This window comes from Nocardia thraciensis (assembly GCF_054782435.1).
Genome location: NZ_BAAGSM010000028.1, coordinates 190,801 through 211,881 on the forward strand (window position 1 = coordinate 190,801; position 21,081 = coordinate 211,881).

The window sequence follows — 21,081 nt, forward strand, 5'->3', positions numbered from 1 at the left end:
GTCGGTGGCAGCCCTCGCGCCGCTGGGTCACACCAGTGCCGCCTCGAGAATCGCGCCGGCCCCCGCCGAGGCCAGGCCGATCAGCACCGTGCCCACCGCCACCGCCACGATGCGGCCACGGCCCGTACCGCGTCCCCGGGCCAGCCGCACCCAGCACAGCACCGCGACCACCGTGGCCAGCACGTGGACCCAGACAAGGTGGCGCAACAGTTCGGCGGACGAACCCGATCCGGGCGGAGACTCCGTCCCTGGATTCTCCAGTTGTCCAAGAATTACGTCCTGAGCAGCGGTAAGTATCATTGCGGGCCCGACCTTTCCTCGCCCGTCCGGCCGCCGCCGCGCGGCCGGGTGATACTGGGGACATTCCACCGTACTCCGAATAGCAAACACTCAGATACCAATTGCCGGATCGGGCTGATCGGACGAAAGGCGCCGTCGGCTCCCACTCCCGTCGGAGGCGAGGCAAGGGCGGCCCGGCGCGCCGCCCACCTGGCCACACTCGTCGGCGTGTCCGCCTGTACCCGGAGCGCACAGCGGTAATCGGGACGGCCCGGTCCGGTCGAGTCTGCTGGTCGTCGACTTCCGGGCTACGCTGGCCCCGGCACGCAATCTGCTCGCCGCGGATTGGGCGCCGGCGTCGGGCGCCGCCTCGACAACGATGTCGCTCCTGTAGCGCCGACGCCCCGTGTCCGGGTCTGTGGACTGACAGTGAGGATTCGAACAACGTGCATGAGCTCGAAAGTTTCTCCACTCGCACCGGAGGTTTCCGCAATGTCGTGGTAACCGCCGTCGAGATGACGACGTCGATCGGTAAGGAGACCGAAAGCAGCTGGGAAGCGCTGCTTTCCGGCGCCAGCGGCATCAAAACCCTCACCGATCCGGAAATTGTGGACAAGCAGCTGCCGAATGCCATCGGCGGCAAGCTCATTCACGACCCGACCCAGGATCTGGAACGCGTCCGCAAGCGCCGCATGTGCTACGTGCAGCAGATGTCGTACGCGATGGGCACGCGGCTGTGGAAGAACGTGGGCGAGCCCGAGGTCGACAAGGACCGGCTCGGCGTCATCATCGGCACCGGCCTCGGCGGCGCCGACACCATCGTCGAGGCCAACGACGCCATGCGCGCGGGCGGCTACCGCAAGGTGTCGCCGTTCGCCGTGCCGATGAGCATGCCCAACGGTGTCTCCGGGGTGGTCGGCCTGGAGATCGGTGCGCGGGCCTGCGTGGTCACGCCGGTCTCGGCCTGCGCCTCGGGCAACGAGGCGCTGGTGCACGCATGGCGCTCGATCGTGCTCGGCGAGGCCGACATGATCGTCGCGGGCGGCGTCGAGGGGTACATCAACCCGATGGCGATCGCGGGATTCTCGATGGCGCGGGCGCTGAGCTCCCGGATCGACGAGCCGGAGAAGGCATCCCGCCCGTTCGACCGCGACCGCGATGGGTTCGTCTTCGGCGAGGCGGCCGCACTGCTGCTGCTGGAGTCCGAGGAGCATGCGCTGGCACGCGGGGCGAAGCCGCTGGCGCGGCTGCTCGGCGCCGGGCTGACCGCCGACGGCTACCACATGGTCGCACCCGATCCCGAGGGCCTGGGCTGCGCGCGCGCCATGCGCCGCGCCATCCAGACCGCCGGTGTCTCGGCCTCCGATATCGACCACGTCAACGCGCATGCCACCGGCACCGGTCTCGGCGACCTGGCGGAGGCCAAGGGCATCGCCGCGGCGATCGGCAACCACCCGTCGGTGTACGCACCGAAGTCGGCGCTGGGCCACTCCGTCGGCGCGGTCGGCGCGCTGGAGGCGATCATCTCCGTGCTGTCCCTGCGCGACCAGGTGATCCCACCGACGCTCAACCTGGACAACCAGGACCCCGAGGTCGACCTCGACGTCGTGCACGACAAGCCGCGCTACGGCAATGTCGAGTTCGCGATGAACAACTCGTTCGGCTTCGGCGGGCACAACGCCGCGGTGCTGTTCGGAAAGTACTGAGCTACAAGACGTCCGGAGTGGGCGCGTCGTCGCGGACGGAGATCAGGCCGTGGCGACGCGCTGCTCGTCGGCATGCTCGGCGGCGCCGACCAGCTCGTCGAAGCGGGCGATCACCTTGGCGTGGTACATCGCGAACAGATCCTCGAACAGCGCCAGCTGCGCCTCCGTCGGCCCGGAGTCGGACTCCCACACCGCCGTCAGGCCGCGCCAGATCAGCACGTGCAGGTCCGGCGATACGGCGTAGAACGCCTCCACCGCCTCGGGGACCTCGAGCACCATCTCACCGATGGAGTTCAGCACCGCGCGCTGCATGGTCTGGCCCAGCGCCGTGACCAGGCGGCGCACCAGGCCCAGTTCGATGGTGAACAGGCGGTGGCGGTCCGGATTCTCGCTGCGCGCCAACGCTTCCAGCTCGTCGATGGCGACCTTCAGCTCGGCCGGGTCGTGACCGTGCTGCTCGTGGGTGTAGGACAGCAGCGCGCCCAGGACGATGCCGCGCTCCTCCTCGACGATGCTCGCGAACATCTCCGCCGCGATCTCGGGGGTATCCATCGACATCCGAAACAGCCGCCGGTACACGTCGACACCGCCCTCGGCGCGCACGTCGCGGATCGTGAAACCCTTGCCGCGATGCGCATCGACGAAGCCGTAGGACTCCAGTCGGCCCAGAATGAGCTGTGCGGTAGCCCTGTTGAGGCTGAACTCCTCGGCGACCTGGCGAACAGACGGCATCAGGTCGCCGGGGGCGTACTGCCCGGACGCGACGCGACGAGCAAGCGCATCGGCCACGTCGGCGACGACCGTCTGGGCACCCATCCTGTCACCTTTCCACAACTTTCGAATACGTCCCAGACAGTCTAAGCTCTCAGGTGCCGAACTGCACGTGCGTTCAGCGGTGGGGACGCGCACACGATGGGGTGTTAGATGCCGGTCCGACGCATGGGTGAACCATCGAACGGCAACCGTTCCGATGGCGGCAGACGCGCGTTCACCCAGCGCCCCAACGGAATTCCGCCGGTGCGCAGGACGCTCCGCAATGCCAAGCTCGCCGCGCTCCCGGTCGCCTACGCCGGGCGCCAGGCCGCCGGTGCCGGGCGCCGCGCACTGGGCCGCCCCGCCGCCGAGGTCGAACTCGACATCCAGGTGCGCACCGCCCAGCACATCTTCGAGGTGCTCGGCGAGCTGAAGGGATGTGCGGCGAAACTCGGTCAGCTGCTGTCGATCTACGAGCTGGCGCTGCCGCCGGAGCTGGCCGCGCCCTACCGCACGGCGCTCGCCCAGCTGCAGGATTCCACCCCGACGATGCTGCCGGACGTGGTGCGCCGGGCCATGGCGGCCAGTCTCGGCGACAGCTGGCAGTGGTACTTCCGCGAATTCGACGCCCGCAGCGCCGCCTCCGCGTCCATCGGGCAGGTGCATCGCGGGGTGTGGCGCGACGGGCGGCCGGTGGCGGTCAAGGTGATGTTCCCCGGAGCCCGCGCGTCGGTGCTGTCGGATCTCGAGCAGTTGCGCCGAATCTCGTTGCTGGCCACCGTGTTCGTGCCCGCCGCGGACGTCAGGTCGGTGACGGAGGCGATCTGCGCGTGCGTGGCCGACGAGCTGGACTACGCGGCCGAGGCCGAGTACCAGCGGGTGTTCGCCGAGGCCTACGCCGACGATCCGGACTTCTTCGTGCCACGGGTGATCGCCCAGGACGGCGACGTGGTGGTCGGCGAATGGGTCGAGGGCACACCGGTTTCCCGTCTCATCGCCGACGGCGCACAGTCCGAACGCACCCGGGTCGGCCTGCTGATCGTGCGCTTCCTGCTGTCGTCGTGGCGGCGCACCGGATTCCTCTACACCGATCCGCATCCCGGGAATTTCCGGGTCATGCCCGACGGCCGCCTCGGCGTGCTCGACTTCGGGGCGTGCACGGCCTGGCCGGGCGCCGGGTTCGACGAGCTGGTTCGCGATATCTGCGGCGGCGCCGTCAACGGCGACGCCGCCGAATTCGAGGCCGCGTTCCGACGCCACGGATTCGTCGACGCCGACCGGGGTTTCGACGTCGACGCGGCGCACCAGGCGATGGCGGCGGTCTGCGAGCCCATGGTGCGCCCCACCTTCCGGCTCAGCACCGACTGGCTGCGCCGCCACGTGCGCCGCGCGCTGAACCCGCAGCTGTCGAACGTGAACCGCCAGTTGACGATGCCCGCGGAATTCACGCCGTTCGCGCGGGCGATCCTCACCGCCCTCGGCGTGGTCTGCCAGCTCGGGACCGAGGGGCCGATCCGCCACGAATTCGTGCGCGGCTCACCGGAACTGGCCTCGGAGATCGCGCGCTACGACCGCCTGCACGCACAGCCCACCGACCTCGCCGTCGCCCGGCGGCGGCGCGTGGGACCGCCGCCCGAACCGTGGTTCTCGATCGTCGGCTGACGTCTCGTCATTGACAGTTTCGGCCATACCGGCACGATGGCGACCCAGACAGACCGTCCACTCCGTTATGATCTGCAGGCGGGGCCCAGGGGCGCACGGTGACCGTGCTCGAACGGCGGACCGCTCGTGAACCGTTCAACACCAGGGGGTGTCGGCTGTGTCCACGCGAAAGTACTGGGGCGCGGTCGCTTCGGCGACAGCGATCACCGCGGCCACCTTGTCGGCCGCCTCGGCGCCCACCGCCCAGGCCGCGCCGGGCTGCCCGGATATGTATGTCGTCGCCGTCCCCGGCACCTGGGAGACCTCGCGCGCGGAGCCCCGGCAGGGCATGCTGTCGGCGGTCACCGACGGCCTGCCGGGCAATATCCGCACCGACTACGTGCACTACGCGGCCACCGCATTGCCCTGGGAGGGCGATGTTTACGGCCGCTCCAAGCAGGAGGCGTTCGACGGCGCGCGCTGGCTGGTGGGCGATATGTCGCGGCAGTGCGGCGCCGCGACCAAGATCGCGTTGATCGGCTACAGCCAGGGCGCCGACGCCGCCGGCGACCTGGCCTCGGAGATCGGCACCGGGCTCGGCGTGGTGCCGCCGGATCGGGTGGCCGCGGTCGGCCTGCTCGCCGACCCCCGGCGCTCACCCGCCGACGCCACGGTGGGCCCGGCGGTGGCGGGCGCCGGAGCGGGCGGCCCGCGACTGAGCGGATTCGGCTGGGTGAGCCCACGGGTGCGCAGCATCTGCGCCGTCGGCGACCTCTACTGTTCCACGCCGCCGGACGATTTCGCCGCGCGCTTCGCCGGGTTCTTCGCCCAGATGTCGGCTCCCGATCCGGGCCTGAGCGGCAAGTATCAGGCGCAGGCCCAGGCGATCATCGACGACCTCATGGCGGCGGGCGGGCTCCCGACGCTGCAGGGGCAGTTCAGCGACAGCGCCAACGCCCAACGGATGCAACAGCTGCAGGACTTCAACGATTCGGCCGTACACCAGAGCTACGCGTCCTACGTCGTCGACGGCTCCGGCATCACCGCCACCGCCTGGCTGCGCCGCTGGCTGATCGACGCCTCGCGCTGAACGGGTCACTGGTCGAAGGTGATGTGGATGTGCGGGAGGGTTCGCTCGGTGCCCGCACGGTCAGGCGCGCGGCCCCTCCTCCCGCACTCCCCCGCGACCGTCACTTGACGCGATCGGCGAGAGTGCCTTCGGCGCCGAACAATTCGTGTTCCCACCGCCGCACCGGTTCGGGCAGCCGCTGCTCCACGTGTATCTGCTGTTCGCGCCCTGCGCCTTTCGGGTCCAGCCACGCGATGGGATAGCCGCGCTCGACCAACCTGTCGTTGAGCCGCTGTACGGCGGAGTGCTCGTGTCAATAGGGGGTGCCGACCCGTGCTCTTCCTAATCCCTTGTAGTGCAACAGCTTTCAACTACCGAGCCCACCTACCTCGGCATTCTCACAGCTCGAGACGCGGCAGCGATATCCAATATGAACATTGCGAAACGAATCTCGTGAAACGGGCCATCCAAACGATCGGATCTCGTACGGTACCGACCGGTAACACGTAAGTGGGGGCGGCTTTGTGGATGAGGGTTCGGTGATGCAGCTGATGGATGCTGTCGAAGTTGCCCAGTCGCCGGAGGATCCCGTCGGCCGCAGACGCGCTTGGGCGTTCTGGTCGGGCCTGGCGGCCACCGTCGCGGGGGCCGCGCTGCATCTTCCGATGTATCTGATGGCGCGGGATATAGACTATCACATGGCGGGCATGCCGATGGACAACGCCATGATCAGCGGAATGGTCCTGATCGCGGTCGGGCTGGGGCTGACCACCTACGGGCTGTTCCCACGTAAACCGGTGCACGACACGGTGGCCCGGATGCGGGTCCGGGCGCTCGACGACGCGCCGATCAACAAGGTGCACGTGCTGCTGATGCTGGTGATGGCGGCCGCCATCACGATCGATGTCATGAAGCCGACCACGCTGTCGTTCGTGGTGCCCGGTGTCGGCAGCGAATACCACCTGCGCACACCGGCGAATCCGAACGTGGACGCGCTGCCGGTGGCGCTGCTGCCGCTGTCCGGCATCGCCGGGACGGTGCTCGGCTCGTTCCTGTGGGGCTGGCTGGGCGACCGAATCGGACGCAAGGCGGCGATCCTGCTGGCGGGGATCTTCTTCGTGGGCACCGCCATTTGTGGGGCCATGCCCAGCTTCGAACTCAACGTCGCGATGTGTTTCATCATGGGGCTCAGCGCGGGCGGCATGCTGCCGATCGCGTTCACGCTGCTGTCGGAGACGATTCCGGCCCGCCATCGCGGCTGGCTGCTGGTCCTCATCGGCGGCGACATCGCGGGGGCCTACGTCCTCACCAGCTGGCTGTCGTCGACGATCGGCGAGACCTACAGCTGGCGCAGCATGTGGCTGCTCGGGCTGCCGACCGGGTTGCTGCTGGCGCTGCTGGTCCGCTGGATTCCGGAATCGCCGAGGTTCCTGCTCGCCGTCGGCCGCCACCGGGAGGCCGAGCGGGTGCTGCGCATCTACAACGCCGAGATCGTGCCCGCCGACGTGGCCGCCCCGGCGCCGGAAGACCAGGTGCGCGCCGGATTTCACCAGTTGCTGCGCCGTCCGTTCCTCGGCGTGACCGTCGTGCTCTCGCTGCTCGGCCTCGGAGTGGGGTTGGTCACCTACGGATTTCAGCTCTGGCTGCCGACCAATCTGCGCGACCTCGGATTCAGCGGGGTGACCGCCGACCGCATCCTGCGCGATTCGGCGCTGGTGGGATTTCCGCTCAACTTCCTGGTCGCCTACTGCTACCACCGGTCGACCAAGTGGACGCTCATCGTGCTCAGCGCGCTGCTCGCGCTCACCCTGGGCGGGTTCATCGTGTTCGGCGACCAGGTGGCCGACCACCGCCTGCTGCTGAATGCTCTTCTCGTGGTGCCGATTTGGGGTTCCAGCTCGATCGTTGCTGTTATCGTCGCCTATGGTGCCGAGGTCTACCCGACCCGGATCCGTTCCCGCGGCAGCGGCGCCGCGGCGGGCATGACCAAGGCCGGCGGCGTCGGGGTCATTGCGCTGGTCGCGCTGGCCTCCGCCACCCCGTCGATCAGCGTCATGGCGATCATCAGCGCGCTCCCCGTGGCCCTGGCGGCGGCCGCCGCGGTGGTCTACATCGTCGAGACCCGCCGCCGTTCGCTCGAAGACATCACGGCCGAGGAATTGCAGGTGGCAACAGCATGACTGGAGCAACAGCGTCGGCGCCGGACCCCGGCCTACCCGGATCGTTACGAGATCGACTGATAGAGGCGACAATTCAGCTCCTCTCGTCCGAGGGGCTGGGATCATTGACGGTGCGACGAGTGTCGCGGATCTGTGAAGTGTCAACCATGGCGATTTATTCCAACTTCAGCGGCATGCCCGGACTGCTGCGCGCGGTCGGCTCGGTGGGTTTCGCGCAGCTCAATACGCGCCTGGAGGAGTGCGCGATCAGCGATGACCCGATCACCGACATCCTGGTGCTGGGCTTCATCTTCCGCGACGAGGCGCTGCGCAAGCCGGAGCTGTTCCGGCTCATGTACACCACCGACTCGCCCAAAGCCGAGGTCAAGCTGAACCGTGGCAATATCCTGTCCGGCTCCGGCGACTCCGATTTCGAGAACTTCGTCGAGAGCTTCGACCATGTGGTGCGCGCGACCCAGCGCGCCCTCGACGCCGGACTCCTGCACGGCGCCAATCCCCGCGCGGCGGCCGCCCAGTTCTGGACCGGACTCTACGGCTTCATCCAGCTCGATATGGCCGGACTGTACGGCGAGGCGGGCATGAGCGAGGTACTGCTGCCCTCGATAGTCAACATTCTCATCGGGATGGGCGCCGACCCCGCGCGGGTGCAGGAGTCGGTCACGCGGGCCGTGCAGCGCGTGCTCTGGACCGCATCGGTGCCGTAACGCACTGTTGCGCAACGGGTTCGGAGGACTCATCGAGTCCTCCGCGCCCTGCCGAGCGTGCGGCGCAGCCGGACTCCCATCCGCTGCCAGCGTGCCACGAACCGCTCGCCGAACCCGTTGCGCTTGGGCAGCAGGCCCAGCTGGAGCAGCAGCTCGTTGAGGTCCCAGGTCGCCTTGCTGCGCCAGATCCGGCCGTCGCGGAACTGCCAGATGTCGACCACCATCAGGTCGAATTTCCTTCCGGTACCGGCGAATCCGGGCGGATCGATCGGTCCGAGGTGGGTGCCCGTCATCCGCCACGGCACGATCGCCGCGCGGCCGTTCGCGGTCAGGGTCGGCTCGAACACCAGGCTGTAGGACACGTTCGGGAACGAGCGGAACGTGTCGCGGACGAACTTCGTTACGCCCGCGCGGCCGACAATCAGCTCCTCCTCCGACGGGTCCAGCCAGCGGGTGTCCTCGGTGACACAGTCGGCCACCGCCCCGGCGTCACCGGCGTTCCACCCGGCGATGTAGCGGTCGACGAAGCCGCGCAGCCAGTCCTGGTCGGTGACCGGCTCGGCGTCCGGATCGAGGACGAATTCACCGGAGTTCATGGCGCCGAAGGTACATCCATAACAATGTCATGGTCGGCAATAACGATGTCATTGGCGCAATAACAGCGTCATCCGGATTATGACGATGTTATCGGAAAAATTCGGCTAGGGGTTGTCTCCGCGGCCGTGTGGACTAATAACGATGTCACCTGCCGATAACACCGTCAGCGCACCGCGGAATAACAGTGTAATTGGCTCCCGCCACGCTCGAATACCCATCTGACAGGGACTTTTGCCAATTCAGCCCATTAGGCTGATCGTCGAATCTATGCTGTCATATCGTTCGGAGAAACATACTTTTGGGACGCAGTTGTTCAGCCTCGCACCGCTCGGTGCAGATATTCAGGGGACCGCGCAATGTCCGATGTAGCCATCGTCGGGATCGGCTGCCGCTTTCCCGGCGGCATCGACGGCCCGGACACGTTCTGGGACTTTCTGATCGGTAGGGGTGACGGCATCGTCGAGGTACCGCCGGACCGGTGGAGCCTGGACAAGTTCTACGATCCGGATCCGGACGCCCCCGGGCGCATGTACACCCGCCACGGCGGATTCCTGGCCCAGTCGCTGTGGGAGTTCGACGCCGACTTCTTCGGGATCTCGCAGCGCGAGGCGTCCATCATGGATCCGCAGCAGCGGCTGCTACTCGAGGTCGCCTGGGAGGCCCTCGACGACGGCGGCATGGCCGGGCGTATCTCCGGGCGCGACACCGGGGTCTTCGTCGGCGGTTTCATGATGGACAACGCGGTGGGGCGCAACGTGGTTCGGCACGCGATCAACAGCCACACCCCGACCAGCTCCTCACACACCCTGCTGTCGGCCCGCATCGCGTTCCTGCTGGATCTGCACGGTCCGACCATGACCATCGACACCGCGTGCTCCTCGTCGCTGGTGGCGCTGCACCAGGCCGTGCAGTCGCTGGCGGCGGGCGAGTGCGGCGCGGCCATCGTGGGCGGCACCAACGCCATGCTGCAGCCGGAGACGTTCATCTCGATGTGCAAGGGCCGCTTCCTGGCCGTCGACGGCCGGTGCAAGTCCTTCGACGCGGCCGCCGACGGCTACGGGCGCGGCGAGGGCGCGGGCGCGGTCATTCTCAAGCCGCTGGAGGCGGCCGTGCGCGACGGCGACCGCATCTACGCCGTGGTCCGCGGCAGCGGGGTCAACCAGGACGGCCGCACCCTCGCAATACCGGTGCCCAACCCCGTTGCGCAGGAACGGCTTGCGCGCCGGGTGCGGACCCTCGCCGGGGTCGACGCGCACGAGGTCGGCTACGTCGAGGCGCACGGCACCGGCACCCCCGTCGGCGATCCGATCGAACTGGCCGCGCTCGGCAGCGTCTACGGCGCGGTCGACGGCCGCGACGAGCCGCTGCCGGTCGGCTCGGTCAAGGCCAATATCGGCCACACCGAGGCCGCGGCCGGCGTCGCGGGCGTCATCAAGGCCGCCCTGACCGTCCACCACGGCACCATCGCCCCGCACCTGCGGCTGGACAACCCCAACCCGGAGATCGACTTCGAGGGCCTGCGACTACGCGTCCCGATGTCCGCCGAGCCCCTACGCCGACCGCTGGTAGCAGTCAACAGCTTCGGCTACGGCGGCACCAACGCCCACGCCCTGATCGGCCCCGCCCCCACACCCCTCACGTCCCAGCAAGCCCCCACCCTGCCGATCTTTCCGCTTTCGGCCCGCAACGACACCGCCCTGCGCACGCTCGCGGCGGAACTGGTTGCCGAGCAAGAACTTCCGGTAGACGCGCTCACCTCGGCCGCGTGGGTGCGGCGGGCGCATCACCCGCTGCGCACGGCGTTCCGCTACGCCGATGCCGCCGACCTGCGTTCACAGCTGGCCGAATTCGCGGCCGGTGGCGGCCAGGGGCCCGTGCGAGCGGTCGCCGACGGCAGCACCGATCCGGTGTTCGTCTACAGCGGCATGGGCCCGCAGTGGTGGGCCATGGGCCGCGAGCTGCTCACCGTCGCGGGACCCGGCGCCGATATCGCCCGCGAGGTCGACCGGGAGTTCGAGAAGCTGTCCGGCTGGTCGATTCTCGACGAGATGCTGCGCGACGAGGACGGCTCGCGCATCACCCGCACCGAGATCGCGCAACCGGCGAACTTCCTGCTGCAGGCGGCGCTCACCGCGGAACTGGCCGCATCCGGTATCCGGCCCGCGGTCGTGGTGGGGCACAGCGTCGGCGAGGTCACCGCGGCCTACGTCTCCGGTGCGCTCACCCTCACCGAGGCCGTCACCGTCAGCTATCACCGCTCCCGGCTACAGGCCACGACCGCGGGCACCGGCGCCATGCTCGCGGTGGGGCTATCGCAGACCGAGGCGCGCGAACTGCTGACCGATATCGACGCCGTGGACGTCGCCGCGATCAACAGTCCCTCCGCGGTCACCCTCTCCGGACCCGCCGATCCGCTTGCGAAGATCGCCGAAAGACTGACGGCCGACGGCGTTTTCGCCCGACTACTGCGGGTCGAAGTGCCCTACCACAGCCACCTCATGGACCCCATCCTCGACGAGCTGCGGACGGTGCTGGCGCCGCTCGCGGCCGCCGACACCACGGTCCCCGCGTATTCGACGGTCACGGCCGATCTCGCGACGCCACAGGACTGGAATGCCGACTACTGGTGCCGCAATGTCCGGGATTCGGTCCGGTTCGCCGACACGATCGACGCCCTGCTCGGCGCGGGGCACCGGGTGTTCCTCGAGGTCGGACCGCATCCGGTGCTCAGCGGCAGCATCCGCGAAGTCCTGCTGCAGCAAGGTGTTTCGGGATATTCGGTGCCGACGTTGCAGCGCGGCGGCGACGACCGCGAGAACCTGCTGACCGCGATCGCCGAGCTGTACCGGGCCGGAGCGCTGGACAGTGAGCGACTCCCCCGACCGGTGCACACCGCCGCACCACACATCGCGCTGCCCCGGTATCCGTGGCAGCGCCGCCACGTCTGGACCCAGGAGCCCGAGACGCGCCTCGACCGGCTGGGCACGCCGGACGGGTACGCCATGCTGGGCGACCGGATCGGCGCGGTGGCGCCGGAATGGGAAGCGCAGCTGTCGGTGTCGAACCTGCCGTGGCTGCGCGATCACGTCGTCACCGGCGCCGTGGTGCTGCCGGGCGCGGCGTACCTGGACGCGGCGCTCAGCGCGGTGGCCACCCGGACCGGCCGCGAATCCTTCGGCCTGGAATCGGTGGAGTTCGTCAGCCCCCTCGTCGTCGACGAGCACGACGTGCCCGTGCTGCGCATCGCCGTGGAGGAGACGACGCGGCGGTTCACGGTCCGTTCCCGGCCGGGTACCGCCCAGGACTGGTCGATCAATGCCTACGGCCGCCTGATCGAGGCCGATGTGGACGCCGCCACCGTCGACGTCGCACCACCGGCCGACGCGGAGCGCGTCCCGGCCGAGGCGCTGTACGACAGCATGACCGAGCACGGACTGACCTACGGCCCCGACTTCCGGCTGCTGCGCACGGTGTGGGTCGGACCGGACGGCGTTGTCGCCCATATCGGTTCGCCGACGGCCGCTACCGGGCGCCGACATCTGGCGCATCCGGCCGTGATCGACGCGGCCCTGCAGTGCTTCGCCGCACTCTATGCCAGCACGGCCGCCCAGCAGGGTGCGGACGCCGCGGATGTCGTGGTCCCCGGGGCGATCTCGCGGGTCCGGTGGACGGGGCCGATCCCCGCGGACCCGGTGGTCGTGGTCGCCCGCGACCCGGCCGACCCGCTGCGCGCGGATATCCGGATCGCGTCCACCACAGGCGATGTCGCGCTGGCGATGGCCGGCGTGCAGTTCCGTGCCCTCACGCCGCCGCGATCGCTCACCGACCAGCTGGACGAACTGTATTACGAACCCGTGTGGGAGATCGTGCCCGACACCGCCGATGCCGCGGCACCGGCCCTGCCCGCCGAGGACGAGGCGCTGGTCGTGATCAACCTCGGCGCCGAGATCTCGCAGCGCGCCAAGGAGATCGCCAGCACCCGCACCAGCGAACTCGTGACCGTCGGAGACCATGCCTCGGCCCTGGACAGCGAGCAGCTGTTCGAACTGCTGCGCGGCGACCACGCGCGGCCGGGCATCCAGCGGCTCCGGGTGGTCGTGGTCGCGAGCACCGAGCTGGACGGCACGCATAATGTGTACGGCCTCGCCCAGGTGGCACAGGCAGTCAAACGCCTGCTGTCCCTGGATGATTCGAAACCACAGGATGCCGCCGACACCGCACCCGCGGATATCCGCGCCGTCGTCGTCACCGAGAACGCGCTGTGCCTGCCCATCGACCGCTTCGCCCGGCCCGAGCACGCGGCCCTGGCGGGCGGGCGGCGCGAACTGCTCAACGAGCTGCCCTCGGGCCAGTGGCGGCTGGTCGACACCGAGCCGGGCTCGGCCGCCGCGGACATCCTCGAACAGGTCTGCGCCGACACCCTCGTCGACGAGGTCGCGCTGCGCGCCGGGGCGTGCTGGACCATCCGCTGGCGCCACACCCTGGGCTCCCACCTCGCCCGCTGGAACGTCCCCGCGCCCCTGACCGATCCGAATCGTTCGTTCTGCCTGGATATTCCGCGGTCACGGCTGCTTCCGGAGCTGGCGCTGCGCACCACCGAGCGGGTCGCCCCCGGGCCGGACGAGATCGAGATCCGCATGCAGGCGGTCGGCCTCAACTACAAGGACACGCTGAAGGTGCTCGGTGTGCTCACCGAGCGGGAACTCGACGGCACCTTCTTCGGCACCGAGATCGGCATGGACGGCTACGGCGTCGTCGAACGCGTCGGCAGCGATGTCACCGGCATTTCCCCCGGCGACGAAATCTCCGTCGTCGCACCGGGAATCGTCCGCCGCTACGTCACGCTGCGTCCCGCTACCGGCGCGACGACCGCGATGGACATCTTCCCGCCCGGCACCTTCGACCCGCTGCACTGCACCTCGGTGATGCCGCTGTTCACCGCCGAGATCGGCCTGGGCGAACTCGCCCGGGTGCGACCGGGCGAAACGGTGCTGGTGCACGGCGCGGCCGGTGGCATGGGCTTGGCGGCGGTTCAGGTGGCGCTGCGGATGGGCGCGCGCGTCATCGCCACCGCGGGCACCGCGGAGCGGCGTGACCGGGTACGCGCGCTCGGCGCGCACGAGGTGCTCAACTCCCGGTCGATCAGCTTCGTCGACGAGATCCTGCGGCTGACCGACGGGGCGGGCGTGGACGTCGTCTACAGCTCGGCGCCCGGGGAGATCCTGCAGCAGAACTTCCGGGTGACAGGCGAATTCGGGCGCATCGTCGACATCGGCAAGGCCGACATCTACGGATCCGGCGCGATCGATCTGCGGCCGTTCGACCGCAACCTGTCGTTCTTCGCCGTCGATATCGACCGCATCCTGGCACGGCGCCCCGAGCAGGTGCGCCACGCCGCCCGCCGGGTGGTGGACGCGATGTTCCACGGCGAGTACACGCCCCTGCCCAACACCGTGTTCGGGCTCGACCGGCTCACCGAGGCCTTCGAAACCGTCGCCCGCTCGGCCCAGATCGGCCGCGTCGTGCTCGACCTGCGGGAGGCGCAGCCCGCGGTGCGCCACATTCCCCGCGAGGTCGAGATCGACCCGACCGCAAGCTATCTCGTGACCGGCGGCTTCGGCGCCTTCGGTCTGGCCACCGCGCGGCACCTGGTGCGCGCCGGGGCCCGCAACCTGGTACTGGCCGGGCGACGCGGCGCCACCACCGACGCCGCCCGCGAACAGCTGGCGCAGTTCGCCCGTGACGGAGTCGCGGTACGCGAGGCGCGCCTCGACGTCGCCGACTACGACGCGGTCGCCGCGCTGGTGGCCGCCATCCAGGCGAGCGGGGCGCCGCTGCGCGGCGTTGTGCACGCCGCGGGCGTGGTCAACAACACCGAGATCCCGGAGATCACCGCCGAGTCGCTGCGCGAGATCTTCGAGCCCAAGGTGGCCGGTGCGCTCAACCTCGACCGCGCCACCACCGACGTCGGGGTCGAGCTGGACCTGTTCGTGCTGTACGCCTCGGCCAGCGGCATCGCGGGCCTGTCGCCCCAATTGGGTTACGCCTCCGCCAATTCCGTGCTCGACGCGCTGGCCTGGACGCGGCGTGCACAGGGCCGCCCGGCGGTCTCGGTGGACTGGGGTTTCATGCGCGGCGACGGCGGCATGGCCGATTCGCAGGCGGTGTCGCGGTATGCGGAGATGACCGGATACGGCTCGCTGGACATGGATTTCGCCACCGTGCTGCTGTGGGAGTGCCTGCGGCTGGACGTGCCGCAATGCGCGGTGCTCGACATCGACTGGGCGCAATGGGCCCTCGCCCACCGCTCCTCGGCGAAGTCGCCGCGGTTCGTGGAGTTGGTCACGGCGGCCGGTGGCGGCGGCGCCGGGGGGCTGCGCACCGAGATCCTCACCATCGACAGCGACCAGCGCGGCGAGGTGGTCGCGTGGCTGCTGGCCGAGCAGCTCGCGACCGTGCTGGGCGTCGACGCCGACACGGTGGACCTGGACACCCCGACCAGCGAACTCGGCCTGGATTCGCTGATGGCCATGGAATTCGGCGCCCGCGTGGTGAAGAGCCTCGGCGTCAAGGTGTCGGTGCTCTCGATCGGCGCCGGACTCTCGCTCGGCGGCCTGGGCGCCAAGATCGCCGCACAAATCGCACAGGAAGAAGCAACTACGACGACCGAACCGACGGCAGCGTGAGGAATCGCCCATGACGACCGACGCGCGCGCACTGGCGCGCTCCCTGATGTCCAAACACGACCCGGACGGCAACGGGTCCACCGCCGCGGCGACGGCCACCGCGGCACCCGACTCACCGGCCGCGGCCCGGCCGACCCTGGACACCGCCTTCCGCGACCATCCCGGCGTGGTCGAGGCCACCGAGAAGTGGGCGCGCTTCGACACCTGGGCCCGCGGGGCCGGGGTGATCAATCCCTACTATCTGCCGCACGAGGGCATCAGCGGGCCGGTGACCCGGTTCGCGGGCCGGGACATGCTGAACTTCAGCAGTTTCGGCTATCTCGACCTGGCCGCCGCACCGCGCGTGCACGCGGCGGCGGTCAAGGCCATCGAGCAGTACGGCACCTCCGCGGCCGCGGTCCGGCTGGTGGCCGGTGAATTGCCGCTGTACGGGGAACTCGAGTCGGAGATCGCCCGGATCTATGACACCGACGCTGCCATCGTGACCGCCAGCGGCTTCCTCACCAACGCCGCCGCGGTGGGTTTCCTGCTCGGCAAGCGCGATATCGCCGTCTGTGATTCGCTCATCCACAACAGCATCATCCAGGGCACGGAGTGGGCCGGGTGCAAGCGAGTCACCTTCCGGCACAACGATCCCGAATCGCTCGAGGCCATCCTGTCCATGTCGCGGCGCAGCTTCGAACGCGCGATGGTGCTCGTCGAGGGCGTGTACAGCATGGACGGCGATATCGTGCGGCTGCCCGAAATCATCGAGGTGGCACGGAAATACGACTGTTCGATCATGATCGACGAGGCGCACTCGTTCGGCGTGCTCGGCGAGCGCGGGCTCGGCGTGCGCGAGCACTTCGATCTGCCCGGCGACGCGGTCGACGTGTGGATGGGCACGCTGTCCAAGGGCGTCGGCAGCGTCGGCGGCTACCTGGCCGCCAACAAGGAACTGGTCGACGGCTTCAAGTACTCCGCCTCCGGGCTGAGCATGTACACCGCCTCCCCCGCCCCCTCGGCCGCGGCCGCCGCGCTCGAGGCGCTGGCCGTACTGCACGACGAGCCGGAACGCGTTGCGGCGCTGCGGCACAACTCGGAGTACTTCTTCCGGCGCGCCGGTGAACTCGGCTTCGACACCGGCAACGGGCAGGGCACGCCGATCACCCCGATCATCACCGGCGCGGACGAACCCGCCGTGCGGGCGTCGATGGAACTACTCGAACACAACGTGATGGCCAATGCCATCGGTCACCCCGTCGTCCCGGCGGGCGAGGCCCGGCTGCGGTTCTTCATCAACTGCCGCCACACCGAACAACAGCTCGACCAGGCGTTGCACACCGTGCGTCAGGTGCTCGACGCCATCACTACCGAACAGGGGCAACATCCGTGAAGCTACCTCCGAATATTCTCCGAAAAGCATTGGTGCCGTTGGCATCCCTGGGCATGATGGTCGCCCTGTTCGTTCCCGCGCACTCGACGATGGTGTCGCCGGTCGACAAGGATCCGGGCAGCGCACTGGCCAGCCGTTTCAAGTTCACCGAGATGCCGATCGCGCTGCCACCGGGCCTGCAGGAGCGCAAGATCCGCAGTATCGAGCCGCGCTACGAGCATGTCGTCGCCTGGATGTCGTCGGTCAACGCGGCGGTTTCGATCAACGATATCGACGGCAACGGCCGCTCCGACGACCTGTGCCTGGTCGACTCCCGCTCCGACACCGTGGTCGTCACCCCGGCGCCGGACAGCGACACCCGCCGCTACGCCCCGTTCGTCCTGGATCCCGCGCCGCTGCCCACCGACAACGAGATGGCGCCGACCGCCTGTGTGCCCGGCGATTTCGACCACTCCGGGCGCATCGGTCTGATGGTCACCTACGGTGGCCGCACGCCTATCGTGTTCCTGCCCCGCGCCGGGGCCGAGCACCTGGACAACAAGGCGTTCAGGCCCACGGAGACCGTGCAGCCCCCGGCCACGCCGGACGGAAGCTATCAGGGCGCCCGCTGGTTCACCCTGGCATCCTCGGTGGCCGACTTCGACGGCGACGGAAATCCGGACATCTTCATCGGGAACTACTTCCCCGACAGCGATTTCATCGGTCCCGGCGGCAAGCACAGCCTGACGTTGAACGAATCGTTCTCCAAGGCCACCAATGCCGGTGGCGCGCACCTGCTGTCGCTGCAGCGCAGCACCGGTGGCGCCGAGCCGTCGGCGGAATACCGTGAGGTCTTCAACGCGTTCCCCGAACACGCGAGGACCGGGTGGACGCTCGCCTCCGCGACCCAGGACCTGTCCGGAGATCAGCTGCCGGAGCTGTATGTCGCCAACGATATGGGCCCGGACCGGCTGTTCGTCAACAAGTCCACCCCCGGCCACATCAACTTCGGTCTCGCCGAGGGCAAACGCGGTCCGACAGATCCCAAATCGTTTGTGCTCGGCCATGATTCGTTCAAGGGCATGGGTGTCGACTTCGGCGACCTGACCGGCAGCGGCAAGCCCGATCTGTTCGTCAGCAATATCGCGCAGCGGTGGGGAATCATCGAAGGCAACATGGCCTTCTACAACACCGCCAAGGATACGAAAGACGCTGCCGCACAGTTGAACGAGGGCGTCGCGCCGTTCGACAACCGAGCCGTGGAGAAGGGCCTGGCCTGGAGCGGCTGGTGCTGGGATACCAAGATCGCCGACTTCGACAACAGCGGCCGCCCGCAGATCGTGCAGACCAACGGCATGTTCAAGGGCGACAAGACACGCTGGCCCCAGATGCAGGAATTGGCCACGATGAACGATCTGCTGGTTCGATACCCCTGGGCCTGGCCGAATTTCACCCAGAAGGGTGACCTCGCCGGAAACAACCGGATGGCATTCTTCGCCCAGAACGACGACGGGAAGTTCACCAACATCTCCCCCGCCCTCGACGTGTTCGAGCCCGGGCCCACCCGCGGTGTCGCGGTGGGCGATTCCACCGGCACCGGCAAGCTCGGCTTCGCCGTCGCCCGCCAGTGGGACGCTCCGGTGTACTACCGCAACGATTCCCCGGACACCGGCCAGTACCTCGGCCTGCAGCTGTTCACCCCGCCGACCACCGCGGCGGCCGATGACACCTCGATCGCAGGCAAACCCCTCCTCGGCTCGCCCGCACTCGGCGCGCAGGTCACCGTCACCACCCCCGACGGCAAACCGCACGTGGCCCAGCTCGACGGCGGCAGCGGCCACGCCGGAAAGCGGTCCACCGACATCCATCTCGGGCTCGGCGCGACAGACCCCGCCACCCCGCTCCCGGTGCAGCTGTCCTGGCGTGACAACCGCGGTGCCACGCACACCCAGCAGCTGCGGCTGAAACCGGGCACCCACACCCTCGTTCTCGACACCGATGCCCGGGAGGTGCACCAATGAGTGTCCAAGGCAACGGCCATCATTCCGAATCCGACGGTAGAGCGGTCGCCGCGGCCGAAACCAACGGCAACGGGGCGGCGCCGGACGAGCAGTCCGCTGCCCCGACCCCGTTCCAGGCCTGGCGGCGAAAATGGCTGGGCGTCAACAAGGAAGGACGCGATCCGCGCTACTTGGCGCTGCGCAACTTCGCGGCGTCGCTGACCTTCTTCAACATCATCGGCTTCCTGTGGCTCGGGTTCGAGCAGCCGTGGCTGTGGCCGTTCCTGTCCGCCTTCACCGCCTACGTGGTCGAAATGGTGCTGGAAACCCTGGCGGCTTGGGCCTACCGCCGCCCGGCCGCGTACCGCGGCAACGGATTACGCGGACTGTTCGTCTTCCTGATGCCCGCCCACATCACCGGCGTCGCGTTCAACTTCCTGGTGTACGCCTCGGACCAGTGGTGGCCGGTGATGTTCGGCATCACCGTCGCGGTCGGCGCCAAGTGGGTGCTGCGCGCCAAGATCAACGGCAAGATGAAGCACTTCATGAACCCCTCGAATTTCGGGATCGTGGTGGCGCTGCTGGTCTTCCCCGCGATCGCGGTCGTCGGCCCGTATCACTTCGTGGAGAACGTCTCCGGCGCCGCCGACGCGCTGCTGGTGATCGGCCTGTTGATGGCCGGAACCATGTTGAACGCCAAGCTGACCAAGAAGACGCCGCTCATCATGGCGTGGCTGGGCGCCTTCGTACTGCAGGCGGTCGTGCGCGGTGTGCTGGACCCGGATATCTCGATCATCGCGGCGCTGGTGCCGATGACGGGGATCGCGTTCGTGCTCTACACCAACTACATGATCACCGACCCGGCCGCCTCGCCGTTCAAGAAGCGGGATCAGATCGCCTTCGGCGCGTCGGTCGGCCTCCTGTACGGCATTCTGACCGCGCTCAGTGTGTCGTTCGGGCTGTTCTTCGCCCTCGTGCTCGTCTGTGCCGCTCGCGGGATCTTCTGGTGGTACCGCAATATTCGCGAATGGCTGGACAATCGCGCACCGGCAGCGGTCGCCGACGCCCGCGCGGCCGAGCCCGCGCCCCTGGAACCGGCATCGGCGCCGTCCTGACCGATCCGGCGCCACCGCAACAGAATCGAGGACCTATGCCATCGATCTTCGGACCACTACGCTCGAGACTCCTGGGAACCGGTGCGGACGTCCCTCCGCTGGGCCGTCCGGGATTCGCGACACCGAGCCCCGCGACCAAGGCGGAACTGGAGCGGGTCGCCACGCACCTGGCGAACAGCATCGACACCGCGGTGCGCAGCAAGGACAACACTGAGCTGATCGCGGCGATCAACCAGCTCCCCGAGCGGTATCAGGGCTTCGCCTTCGAGGGCGCCGCAACCGGTTTGGCCGCGGTCGACTCGATCACGCCGTTCAGTACGCGGGTCCACGACCTCATCGCCGGGCCCGCCGCCAAGCACGACCTGACCATGTACGTCGGCGTCGGGCTGGCGATGGGCCGGATCCCGCGGCCGTTCTGGCGCAAGGTGATGCCCAGGCATCTGTCCTACCGCTGGCTGGCGATCGACGGCTACGGCTTCTACAACGCCTTCTTCCGCACCGAGAAGTACGTCGGCCGGCACTACGTCGACACGCGCTATCCCCGCTGGATGGGCGATCGCGCACCGCTGCTGCGCGCGGCCGACCAGGGCATCGGCCGGGCGCTGTGGTTCGTCAGCGGCGGCTCCCCGGAGGGCGTGGCCAAGCTCGTCGAGGAGTTCGACGCGAGCCGCCACGCCGATCTGTGGAGCGGTATCGGCATCGCGACCACGTTCGCGGGCGGCGTGGAAACCAGTGACCTGGAGGCGATCCTGACCCGGGTGCCGCAATTCCGGGAGCCGCTGGCCGCCGGGTCCGCCATGGTCGCCAAGATCCGCACCCAGGCGGGCAACGCCATCCCGCACACCCACGCGGCGGTGCGCACCTACACCGGCCGCAGCCTCGACGCGGCGGCCGCACTCATCGACCAAGCCTTCGCCGAGGTGCCGCAGGACGGCACCGCGGCCGCCTATCAGCGCTGGCGCGATCACCTCGGCGTCCTCGCCGCGCCGAAATGAGC

Annotated in this window: 14 protein-coding genes; 10 read left to right on the forward strand and 4 right to left on the reverse strand. The window is 68.8% G+C overall.

Translation table 11 applies throughout. The features are described 5' to 3' along the window. Nucleotides 1-27 precede the first annotated feature (27 nt). Nucleotides 28-207, reverse strand: coding sequence for a hypothetical protein (locus ACYVLQ_RS19385; RefSeq protein WP_460698892.1), 180 nt, complete (start codon nt 205-207; stop codon nt 28-30). Nucleotides 208-725: 518 nt separating this feature from the next. Here ACYVLQ_RS19385 and ACYVLQ_RS19390 point away from each other — a divergent pair. Next, on the forward strand, nt 726-1,985 hold the full coding sequence (locus tag ACYVLQ_RS19390; protein WP_460698893.1) for a KasA/KasB family beta-ketoacyl-ACP synthase: 1,260 nt from the start codon (nt 726-728) through the stop codon (nt 1,983-1,985). A gap of 42 nt (nt 1,986-2,027) precedes the next feature. Here the strand turns inward: ACYVLQ_RS19390 and ACYVLQ_RS19395 are convergent, their stop codons facing one another. Then, nucleotides 2,028-2,801: a GntR family transcriptional regulator gene (locus tag ACYVLQ_RS19395; protein ID WP_460698894.1), complete on the reverse strand. Its 774-nt coding sequence runs from the start codon at nt 2,799-2,801 to the stop codon at nt 2,028-2,030. Nucleotides 2,802-2,924: 123 nt separating this feature from the next. On the opposite strand from ACYVLQ_RS19395, the gene ACYVLQ_RS19400 reads away from it, so the two are divergent. Beyond that, complete coding sequence (locus ACYVLQ_RS19400; protein WP_460698895.1) at nt 2,925-4,400, forward strand: ABC1 kinase family protein; 1,476 nt, start codon at nt 2,925-2,927, stop codon at nt 4,398-4,400. Nucleotides 4,401-4,557: 157 nt separating this feature from the next. Continuing rightward, nucleotides 4,558-5,469, forward strand: coding sequence for a cutinase family protein (locus tag ACYVLQ_RS19405; protein ID WP_460698896.1), 912 nt, complete (start codon nt 4,558-4,560; stop codon nt 5,467-5,469). A gap of 100 nt (nt 5,470-5,569) precedes the next feature. On the opposite strand, the gene ACYVLQ_RS19410 is transcribed toward ACYVLQ_RS19405, so the two are convergent. Further along, a complete protein-coding gene (locus ACYVLQ_RS19410; RefSeq protein WP_460698897.1) occupies nt 5,570-5,725 on the reverse strand; it encodes a hypothetical protein in 156 nt (51 codons plus the stop codon). 265 nt (nt 5,726-5,990) lie between these two features. Here ACYVLQ_RS19410 and ACYVLQ_RS19415 point away from each other — a divergent pair, with 265 nt between their 5' ends. Both ACYVLQ_RS19415 and ACYVLQ_RS19420 read left to right on the forward strand, forming a co-directional pair. Then, nucleotides 5,991-7,628, forward strand: a complete 1,638-nt coding sequence (locus tag ACYVLQ_RS19415) for an MFS transporter (RefSeq protein ID WP_460698958.1) — start codon at nt 5,991-5,993, stop codon at nt 7,626-7,628. Then, nucleotides 7,625-8,332 carry a TetR/AcrR family transcriptional regulator gene (locus ACYVLQ_RS19420; protein ID WP_460698898.1) on the forward strand — a complete coding sequence of 236 codons (708 nt, stop codon included), beginning with the start codon at nt 7,625-7,627 and terminating at the stop codon, nt 8,330-8,332. The genes ACYVLQ_RS19415 and ACYVLQ_RS19420 overlap by 4 nt, the downstream gene beginning before the upstream one ends. Nucleotides 8,333-8,361: 29 nt before the next feature. On the opposite strand, the gene ACYVLQ_RS19425 is transcribed toward ACYVLQ_RS19420, so the two are convergent. Further along, nucleotides 8,362-8,928 carry an ester cyclase gene (locus ACYVLQ_RS19425; protein WP_460698899.1) on the reverse strand — a complete coding sequence of 189 codons (567 nt, stop codon included), beginning with the start codon at nt 8,926-8,928 and terminating at the stop codon, nt 8,362-8,364. Nucleotides 8,929-9,285: 357 nt separating this feature from the next. Between ACYVLQ_RS19425 and ACYVLQ_RS19430 the strand changes: the two genes are divergently transcribed. Genes ACYVLQ_RS19430 through ACYVLQ_RS19450 form a run of 5 tightly spaced genes read left to right on the forward strand, consistent with a single transcriptional unit; the run spans nt 9,286 to nt 21,079 of the window. Beyond that, nucleotides 9,286-15,615, forward strand: a complete 6,330-nt coding sequence (locus tag ACYVLQ_RS19430; RefSeq protein ID WP_460698900.1) for an SDR family NAD(P)-dependent oxidoreductase — start codon at nt 9,286-9,288, stop codon at nt 15,613-15,615. 10 nt (nt 15,616-15,625) lie between these two features. Then, nucleotides 15,626-16,990 carry an aminotransferase class I/II-fold pyridoxal phosphate-dependent enzyme gene (locus tag ACYVLQ_RS19435; RefSeq protein ID WP_460698901.1) on the forward strand — a complete coding sequence of 455 codons (1,365 nt, stop codon included), beginning with the start codon at nt 15,626-15,628 and terminating at the stop codon, nt 16,988-16,990. A gap of 32 nt (nt 16,991-17,022) precedes the next feature. Then, nucleotides 17,023-18,990 carry a CRTAC1 family protein gene (locus ACYVLQ_RS19440; RefSeq protein ID WP_460698902.1) on the forward strand — a complete coding sequence of 656 codons (1,968 nt, stop codon included), beginning with the start codon at nt 17,023-17,025 and terminating at the stop codon, nt 18,988-18,990. Further along, nucleotides 18,987-20,084, forward strand: coding sequence for an enediyne biosynthesis protein (locus ACYVLQ_RS19445; protein WP_460698903.1), 1,098 nt, complete (start codon nt 18,987-18,989; stop codon nt 20,082-20,084). The genes ACYVLQ_RS19440 and ACYVLQ_RS19445 overlap by 4 nt, the downstream gene beginning before the upstream one ends. A 35-nt stretch (nt 20,085-20,119) precedes the next feature. Next, nucleotides 20,120-21,079, forward strand: a complete 960-nt coding sequence (locus ACYVLQ_RS19450; protein WP_460698904.1) for a DUF1702 family protein — start codon at nt 20,120-20,122, stop codon at nt 21,077-21,079. Nucleotides 21,080-21,081 lie beyond the last annotated feature (2 nt).

What these genes read in the sequence shown, in the direction of transcription:
- ACYVLQ_RS19395 (WP_460698894.1), bottom strand. Translation starts at nt 2,801, where the DNA reads ATGGGTGCCCAGACGGTCGTCGCCGACGTGGCCGATGCGCTTGCTCGT.
- ACYVLQ_RS19400 (WP_460698895.1), top strand. Translation starts at nt 2,925, where the DNA reads ATGGGTGAACCATCGAACGGCAACCGTTCCGATGGCGGCAGACGCGCG.
- ACYVLQ_RS19415 (WP_460698958.1), top strand. Translation starts at nt 5,991, where the DNA reads ATGCAGCTGATGGATGCTGTCGAAGTTGCCCAGTCGCCGGAGGATCCC.
- ACYVLQ_RS19420 (WP_460698898.1), top strand. Translation starts at nt 7,625, where the DNA reads ATGACTGGAGCAACAGCGTCGGCGCCGGACCCCGGCCTACCCGGATCG.
- ACYVLQ_RS19425 (WP_460698899.1), bottom strand. Translation starts at nt 8,928, where the DNA reads ATGAACTCCGGTGAATTCGTCCTCGATCCGGACGCCGAGCCGGTCACC.
- ACYVLQ_RS19430 (WP_460698900.1), top strand. Translation starts at nt 9,286, where the DNA reads ATGTCCGATGTAGCCATCGTCGGGATCGGCTGCCGCTTTCCCGGCGGC.
- ACYVLQ_RS19435 (WP_460698901.1), top strand. Translation starts at nt 15,626, where the DNA reads ATGACGACCGACGCGCGCGCACTGGCGCGCTCCCTGATGTCCAAACAC.
- ACYVLQ_RS19445 (WP_460698903.1), top strand. Translation starts at nt 18,987, where the DNA reads ATGAGTGTCCAAGGCAACGGCCATCATTCCGAATCCGACGGTAGAGCG.
- ACYVLQ_RS19450 (WP_460698904.1), top strand. Translation starts at nt 20,120, where the DNA reads ATGCCATCGATCTTCGGACCACTACGCTCGAGACTCCTGGGAACCGGT.